Origin of the sequence: Microvirga ossetica (genome assembly GCF_002741015.1) — a bacterium.
GTDB classification, from domain to species: Bacteria; Pseudomonadota; Alphaproteobacteria; order Rhizobiales; family Beijerinckiaceae; genus Microvirga; species Microvirga ossetica.
In genome coordinates, this window is sequence record NZ_CP016616.1 from 1,684,275 (window position 1) to 1,692,500 (window position 8,226).

At 62.6% G+C, this 8,226-nt stretch carries 7 protein-coding genes (1 of these 7 cut by a window edge); 6 read left to right on the forward strand and 1 reads right to left on the reverse strand.

The annotated features are described in order from the left end of the window. The first annotated feature begins 29 nt into the window (after window positions 1–29). The 3 genes from BB934_RS07975 to BB934_RS07985 all read left to right on the forward strand — a co-directional run bounded on the left by BB934_RS07975 (window position 30) and on the right by BB934_RS07985 (window position 3,757). Window positions 30–275 carry a hypothetical protein gene (locus BB934_RS07975; RefSeq protein ID WP_210422178.1) on the forward strand — a complete coding sequence of 82 codons (246 nt, stop codon included), beginning with the start codon at window positions 30–32 and terminating at the stop codon, window positions 273–275. Between the two features lie 13 nt (window positions 276–288). Beyond that, window positions 289–1,752: a metal-dependent hydrolase family protein gene (locus BB934_RS07980; RefSeq protein ID WP_099509153.1), complete on the forward strand. Its 1,464-nt coding sequence runs from the start codon at window positions 289–291 to the stop codon at window positions 1,750–1,752. Window positions 1,753–2,917: 1,165 nt separating this feature from the next. After that, the gene (locus tag BB934_RS07985) at window positions 2,918–3,757 is read left to right on the forward strand and encodes a hypothetical protein (protein WP_099509154.1); all 840 of its coding nucleotides are present in this window, start codon (window positions 2,918–2,920) and stop codon (window positions 3,755–3,757) included. Window positions 3,758–3,876: 119 nt separating this feature from the next. On the opposite strand, the gene BB934_RS07990 is transcribed toward BB934_RS07985, so the two are convergent. Beyond that, complete coding sequence (locus BB934_RS07990; protein ID WP_099509155.1) at window positions 3,877–4,167, reverse strand: hypothetical protein; 291 nt, start codon at window positions 4,165–4,167, stop codon at window positions 3,877–3,879. Window positions 4,168–4,855: 688 nt separating this feature from the next. Between BB934_RS07990 and BB934_RS07995 the strand changes: the two genes are divergently transcribed. From BB934_RS07995 to BB934_RS08005, 3 genes are all read left to right on the forward strand, one after another. Then, entirely contained in the window at window positions 4,856–6,388 is a 1,533-nt protein-coding gene (locus tag BB934_RS07995; RefSeq protein WP_175608881.1) for a sensor histidine kinase, read from the forward strand. A gap of 57 nt (window positions 6,389–6,445) precedes the next feature. Next, window positions 6,446–7,282, forward strand: a complete 837-nt coding sequence (locus tag BB934_RS08000; RefSeq protein WP_099509157.1) for an LssY C-terminal domain-containing protein — start codon at window positions 6,446–6,448, stop codon at window positions 7,280–7,282. A 350-nt stretch (window positions 7,283–7,632) separates the two neighbouring features. Next, a protein-coding gene (locus BB934_RS08005; protein WP_099509158.1) for an MBOAT family O-acyltransferase crosses the window boundary here: on the forward strand, window positions 7,633–8,226 show its beginning. The gene runs 780 nt beyond the window's last position; the window shows 594 of its 1,374 coding nt (coding positions 1–594); it begins with the start codon at window positions 7,633–7,635; its stop codon lies beyond the right edge, outside the window.

The window sequence follows — 8,226 nt, forward strand, 5'->3', positions numbered from 1 at the left end:
CTTCAGGCCGGTCAATCACGAGGACATCGATGACAGGCACAACGACCGTCAACCATGTGCATGCCGGCGAGAAGGCATCCTGGATCCCCATGATCGCCATTGCGCTCGGCCAGGCGATCATGTCGTTCAATGTGTCATCCCTGCGTGTTGTGCTGGGAGGCATGGTGGAGAGCTTCGGCGTTCCGCCGACCACAATCGCCACCGGCATCGTGGTCTATTCCATGTTTGCGAGCCGTCTTCGGAATTACCGTCAGGGAGAGATCCCCTTCGAATAGCGGGAGGTTGTCCATGTTTTCGTGCGTGTCCGCCGACCAAGCCGACATTTCCGGCCCTTCGAGCTGCTCCTGTTGCCAGCCGCAACTTCAGGCCGTCGCGCGTCGGATCGACAGGGACCTCTCCAGGCGCGGGTTCATCGCCGGGGCGGGTGCCTCGCTCGCCTCGCTCGGGTTTACCCGGCCGGCCGGTGCGCAACCGGCTTCGCCTCGCCCCACACCCCCGATCGTGTTTGCAAACTTCCAGCTTTTCGATGGAAGGTCAAAAGTTCTTCGAGAAGGCCTTCGCATCCTTGTCGAGGGCAATCGCATCAAGCAGCTCGCCAGCGGCGATCCGCCTCCGCCGGACGGCGCGCGGATGATCGATTGCGGCGGGCGCGTCCTGATGCCGGGCCTGATCGACGCACACTGGCATGCGGTCTTCGCGGCGCTTCCGGTCGCCACGCTGTTGACGGCGGACATAGGCTATATCTTCCTTGCCGCGAGCGCAGAGGCCGAGCGAACGCTGATGCGCGGCTTCACCACCGTCCGGGATCTCGGCGGCCCTTCCTTCGCGCTGAAGCAGGCCATCGACGACGGGCTCGCGACCGGGCCGCGCATCTATCCCTCCGGCGCCATGATCACGACGACCGGCGGCCACGGAGACATGCGATCTCTGTCCGACCTGCCGAGGAGTCCGGGCGGTCCACTGAGCTTCATGGAGCAGACGGGCGCCGCCAATGTTGCGGACAGCGCGGACGAGGTCCGTTTGCGGGTGCGCGAACAGCTCTTCCAGGGCGCTTCCCAGATCAAGCTCGTGGGCGGCGGAGGCGTCGCATCGCCGCGAACCACATTGGACATGTTGACGTTCAGCGAGCCCGAGCTCCGTGCCGGCGTCCAGGCGGCGGGCGACCGAAACACTTACGCGGCGGTGCACGCCTATCCGTCTGCGGCGATCCAGCGGGCGATCGCTGCAGGCGCTCAGTGCATCGAGCACGGGCATCTGATGGACGAGGCCACCGCCAGACTCATGGCGGACAACGGCATATGGCTCAGCACGCAACCATTCGTCAGCGATGAGGATACGCCTCCGCTGGCCGGGCAAAGCCGGACGAACCTGCTGCAGGTGATCGCGGGCACCGACTCGGTTTACACACTTGCGAAGAAGCACAAGATCAAGACCGCCTTCGGTTCGGATCTCCTGTTCTCCAGCACGATTGCAGAGCGGCAGGGCATCATGCTGACCCATCTGGCCCGCTGGTACGACAACGCCGATATCCTCACGATGGCGACATCCGGCAACGCCGAGCTGTTGGCGATGTCCGGCCAGCGCAACCCCTACCCCGGAAAGCTTGGAGTCATCGAAGAAGGAGCGTTTGCCGATTTGCTGGTGAGTGACGTCAATCCCCTTGACGACATCGCGCCTGTCGCCAATCCGGACAAGACCTTCCTGGTCATCATGAAGGACGGAACGGTGTACAAGAACACGCTGCCGGGCTAGAGCATCGGACCCAAAAGTGGACCCACTTTTGGGATCAAATCCGATGCTCCTTCCCTTGGCTGGCGCATCGTTGAACGCGGACCCAGCGGGCCGCGCAAGCGAAAACCGGATCCACTTTTCCGCACGATGCGCTAGCGGGCTCTTGCTCGACCCAGTGGAACGAGGTCGATGTGTGCCGGATTAGGCATGTGATCCAGCATAGCCCCGTTGGCCGCGTCCAGAACAAGGCCTAACGATCCACCGGGGAGAACCGCGTTCCCGATCACGCCGGGAGCGGCTTTCTCGGTGAGTGTCGATTTCACGAGCAATGAGCCGGATCGGTATCCTTTGGCTGAAGCGTGGGCCGTGAACTCCGTCTTGCGACTGACTTTCACAACGCACGGCGACCGAGGGCAATCGTGCCCGAGCGAAGTCCAGATACGTGCCGAGGCTGGTGTCGCGCTGATGGTCACGGTTTCCTCGACTCCACGAGTGATCGTATTGCACGCCGTCAGAGACAGAACCGCTGCGACTGCACGCCCGAGAACCCTTATTTGCATGGATCATCCTTATTGCCAGTTTGGCTGCTACGGTTCCGCTGCCGTAATCAGGTAGCGCTCACAGCGACCTCTGCCAGGGCTGCTCCTCTTGAAGCGAATTTGCTCATCCCAAGGCCGTAAGGACATTTGTCGACTGAACGATGCCGTCCGACCTCTGCTCCAAATGTCGTTTCCCGGCACTCCTCGGACCAACGAGCTTGGACCAATTCGCCGCTAGTGACCTGACATTTGTTGAGCGGCCGGAATGTGTAAGTCTGTGGCGCCCCACTCAGGAATGGTGATCCCTCGGCATCCGATCTGTCAATTATAGGGAGATCAAGAGTGACCGCGTTGGCTGAAAAGCCGAACGATACTTGGTCAGAGTTGGACGGAAGAGCCACATAAGTGCAATGGGCAGCGCCCAGAAGAGGACTGGGGTAGCGCACTCTCAAAGCGCTTGCGTGACAAGAGTTCCAACCTGCCGCCTACCGCCGGTGTATACCGGTCGCAACCCGTCGTGCCGTCATGTGACCCGTGAACAACAGGCTGCAACTTTGCGCAGGCCAGGCGGCCCGCCGTCTATCGCCCCGAACGGAATTCTGCTTGATTTATCGTGGGCGGGCTGAGGAGTTCGGACGGAGCATCTCATGGCTGAACGACGCTCGACCTGCGGGCTGTTGGGATTGTGGCTGGCGCTCGCCATGTCCCCGGGCTTCGGAAGCTCTCTCGCCTTCGCTCAGGAGCAGCACGAGGCAAGCACGAGCGATCTCGCCAAGGCGGCGCAGAACCCCATTGCCGACATGATCAGCGTGCCCTTCCAGAACAACTTCAACTTCCATGTCGGCCCGCACAACCAGCTTCAGGACATCCTCAACATCCAGCCCGTCATTCCGATCACACTGGACCGGGACTGGAACCTGATCACGCGCTGGATCACGCCGGTGATCTCGCAACCGCCGCTGACGGTGACGGGCGAGCGCGAGTTCGGCCTCGGGGACATCAACCCGAGCTTCTTCTTCTCGCCCAAGCTGCCGACGCACGGCATCATCTGGGGCATCGGCCCGACCTTCGTGTTCCCGACCGGCACCGACAAGACCCTCACGGCCGGCAAGTACTCGGTCGGTCCGACCTTCGTCGCCCTGACGATCCAGGGCCCCTGGGTGCTCGGCGTGCTCGTCAACAACGTCTGGTCCTTCGCGGGCAAGAGCAACCGCGGTCCCGTCAACCAGATGACGCTTCAGCCCTTCGTGAACTACAACCTGCCCGGCGGCTGGTACCTGACGTCGTCGCCGATCATTACCGCCGATTGGGAAGCCGACGACGGCGACCGCTGGACCGTGCCGGTCGGAGGCGGCTTCGGGCGCGTGTTCAAAATCGACCGCCAGCCCGTCAACATGGTGCTCGAAGCCTATTACAACGTCGCAAGGCCCACCGGCGGCGCCGACTGGCAACTCAGGGCCCAGGTGCAACTCCTGTTCCCGAAATAGGCGCAGTCGATGGGCGAGGCCCTCCTGAACGGATCCCGTTCGAGCATGAGAAAGTATCGGCGGTCGGATTGCGCGGGCCATCTTCCGGAGAACCAACACGACGCGCGTGGCCGTTCACGCTATTTCAAATGAAGAATGACCGAACCTTCCGACACTTTCGGTGCACTCGCGCCGATGTTCGACGCGTTGCCGCCGATCCAGTCCTTGGCTTTTTGGACGCTGTCATCCGCGCCTGCCTTGTCCTGACAGACCGTGACGGAGATGCCGCCATCAGCCGTGCGAACAAGAGAATAACTGACAAATCCCTTTACCGTCCGTATCAGGCTTTCGACATCCGACTTACGCTTCTCCAGCAGATCGAAGAGCTCCTTGGCTCCTTCACCAGAATAGGTTCTGACCACGGCGTGCATGGCTCTTTCCTCCGTTAAGCGTCTTCTGCGAATGACGCAGACGATTGCCCCCGGATCGCGCAGCCCACTGTGCGCTTTCGGACGGAAAGCGTCCACAACTATTGCTTATGGACAATGAAGGCAGCATAGCGTGCGCAAATCCATACACGGCCTTCGGCTAAATCGATGAACCGGAACCTCGCTTGACGGCACCGCACGGAGGTCAAACCCTGATCCGCCAAACGGGCGACAAGCAGACTTTTCCAATCCTGCGATCCGAAGGAGCGCGATGACGATCTTGCAAGTCGCCCGAGCACGGAGGTCGCCAGGATGGAGACGTTCATCGTTCTACGCTCAGCCTTCGGGCCGCTGCACGGTGCATCCGGTGTCCCGAATTGCCAAGGATACGTCGCGAACGGTCAAGCGGGAGGAGATGAATCTCTGTATTCTGGCTGCGGCTTGGGAGATCCGGGCTGGATCGGTGCGTCATTGAAGTGCATTCTAGCGCATCGTGCGGACCCGAAGGGCCGCGCCGAACGATGCGCCGGTGTAGGGAAGAAGCATCGGGCGGATCCCAAAAGTGGTGTCCACTTTCGGGTCCGATGCTCAAGGGCGTGTGCGGTGCGATCCCATGGCCCGCTTCCGGCCGCAGCGTCTGTCTCGTCGTGCGGGCCGTGCAGCCGGGACAAGGGATGCAAGGGGAGATGCAATGCCCATTCATACCGGTTATCGGAGCGCACCGGACAGCAAGATCTTCAGGCTCCTCGAAAGCGAAAAGAGGGTCTTGGGCCAGGTCGCAGCAGGCGTTCCGATCGCGAAGGTTCTCGAGGAGCTGGTGCTCGCGGTCGAGGCTGAGGCCAATGGCGAGTTGCTCGGATCCATATTGCTGCTCGACAAGCAGGGCCGGCATCTGCTGCACGGGGCCGCCCCGAACCTGCCGGCCGCCTACAATGAGGCGATCCACGGGGTGGAAATCGGCGAGGCCGTCGGGTCGTGCGGGACCGCCGCGCACCGTGGGGAGGCCATCTTCGTGACGGATATCGCGACCGACCCGCTGTGGGGCGCGGTTGCGGAGCTGCCGCTGGCGCACGGCCTGCGCGCATGCTGGTCGATCCCGATCAGGGGAGCGGACGGACGGTTGCTCGGGACCTTCGGCAACTACTACCGCGAGCCGCGGAGTCCGACGGCCGACGATCTCGAGGTGATCGCGCACGTCACCCATACCGCCGCACTCGTCATCGAACGCCACCTGTCCGATCAGGCCTTGCGCGAGAGCGAGCAGCGGTTCCGCGCACTCGTCGAGCTCAGCCCGCAGGTGGTCTGGTTCTGCGGGGCCGACGGTCAGATGACATATTGCAACCCGTTCTGGCACGCATTCTCGGGCCTCACTCTCGAGGAGACGCGCGACGGCGGATGGGCGAACGTCATTCATCCGGATCATCGCGACGGCATCGTCAGGCGATGGCAGCATGCGCTCGGCTCATTCACGGCCTTCGAGGTCGAGATCCCCTTCCGGCGGTCCGGCGACGGGGAATATCGCTGGTTCGTCGTCCGCGCGAGCCCCGTCCATGACGCGAACGGCGAGGTTGTCCAGTGGATCGGCATCGCCCTCGACATTCACGAGCGAAAGCAGGCCGAGGAAGCACGCGAGCTGCTGACACGGGAGCTGTCGCACCGCATTAAGAACGTCTTCACGGTCGTCGGCGGCTTGGCAACGTTGACGGCCCGCCGATATCCGGCCGCCATGCCATTCGCCAGGGAGTTCCAACAGCGCATCGGCGCTCTTGCGAGTGCGCATGAGCATGCCAGCCCTCAAGGCCTCGCCGGATCGGACCGGCATACGTTCCAGGATCTCGTGGCCAAACTGCTGACGCCCTATGCCGGGCATCTCCATGACCGGTTTGAAATCTCGGGAGACGACGCGCTGGTCGGAGGCAATGCTGCCACGGCTCTTGCCCTCATCATCCACGAGCAGGCCACCAATGCCATGAAGTATGGCGCTCTCTCGACCGACATCGGCCGCATCCGCATCCAGGGCAGCCGGTCGGAAGGCAGCTACAGGATCATTTGGAGCGAGAGCGGCGGACCAACGGTTCCCGGCCCGCCGCAGCGGCTGGGATTCGGCAGCGTGATGGCGATGCGGAGCTCGACCGAGCAGCTCGGCGGCGGGATCGAACACGAATGGGCGCCTGAGGGACTGGTCATCCGGCTGACGGTGCCGCTCGCGAATCTTGTACGGTGATCGTCCAATGCGTGGCGAACGCGATCTCGAGGGCCGTCGTCTGACGGAGCTGGGCTCATGAGAATGCTGAACCGCCTCCTGCAACGTCTCGTGATCCTTGGGCTGGGCATTTTCTCCGTCTGGCTGATCGTCTTCGTGGTCTTCGACACCGCGGACCGGAGGCTGCCGTGGATTCTGGCCGTGGGCCTCACCTACGGAATTGCCGCCTATCTCATCCTTCCACGGGTCATTCGCATGGGCCTCAAGCTTCTCCACCGGAAGCGGGTGCCGAGCTTCACGACGACAGGCGATGGATTGCCGGGGGATCCCGTCAACGTGGCGCTCGTCGGAACGCTCGCACAGCTCCGCGCCGCCTTCGCAGCCCTCGGCTGGTCGGAGGCCGACCGGCTCGGCCTGGCCAGTTCCTGGGGCATGATCCGTGCCTTCGTGTTCAACTCACCCTATCCGACGGCTCCGTTCAGCACCCTCTACCTGTTCGGCCGCGGTCAGGACGTCGGGTTTCAGAAGGCAATCGACAACAGCCCTCGCAAGCGCCATCACATCCGGTTCTGGTCGTTGAGCCTCGTGCGGGCCGAGGAAACTTGGGCAGGGGGATCCGCGAACTTCTGGCTGAACACCGACCGACCGCCGGACGACGAACGCGTCCTCTGGGTCGGGGCGGGCACGAGAGACACGGGCCTGTCCCTGACCCACCTCACCTTCCAGGTCACCCACGCCACGGACTCGGATACGAATGTCGAACGCGACTTTATCATCGCCGAACTGGAGAACATCGGGTCCATCGAGGCGGTGAAAGTGTATCAGGCCGGCCAATGTCTCGCCACGGAACGCGTCAACCATTACACGACCGACGGGCGAGTGACGTTGGCGAGCCTTGTGGTCGATGGCCGTTGACGCGAAGCCAGTGTGAACGTTGTGCGAGCGTTACCTCTTCCATCGCGTGCTGGACGACTGCGAGGTGGTCTGGAGGCGGCCTGCTGCGCTTGGGACGGACTTCTCGACGAGAGACCGCTGACGGCTCTGACCGCCTACTCCTCCTTAACCTTGTCAGAAATTATTAGAAATATTGTAACATACACCGCCGCTGGCGCATCGTGCAGCAAGTGGATCCGGTGTGACACGCATCCGGGCAGCCTTCGTTAACTTCCGTCGTCGAAAGTTGACGCTGCGCCCGCATTCCCGCACAAGAACGCGCTCTCGAAGTGCGGAACAGGGCGTTCCGCGTCAACGATGTTTCAGCTGGGATGCTCTTCAACTCCTTCATCTTTCTGTTCGCCTTCCTGCCGGCTGCGCTGCTGGCCCACTGGGCCGTGGAGCGGTTTAGGCCGGAATGGCGGCTGGCTGTGCTTTTGGGACTGTCGCTGTTCTTCTACGGCTACTGGGACTGGCGGTTTGTGCCGCTGCTGGCTGGCTCCATCGTTCTCAACTGGCTCGTCGCGAACGCCTTCGTGCGCTCGGGGCTCTCCATTCTGATTCCGCTTGCAATCGCCGCCAACCTGCTCGTCCTCGCGATCTTCAAGTACTTCAACTTCTTCGCCGATCTCGCGGCCTACATCCCGGGTCTGCCGACGCGCCATTTCGAGATTGCGCTGCCGCTCGGCATCTCGTTCTTCACGTTTCATCACATCATGTACCTGACGGATCTGAAGAAGGGCACGGCGCCCCTTTACGATCCCGTCCGCTATGGTCTCTACATCGCCTTCTTCCCGCAGGTTCTCGCAGGGCCTCTCGTGCGCTGGAGCGAGATCATGCACCAGTTCGGGGAGCGGCCGTACCGGCGGCCCGATGCCGCCGAGCGCTTCGCGCGGGGGCTCATGCTGCTGGTCTGCGGTCTGGCG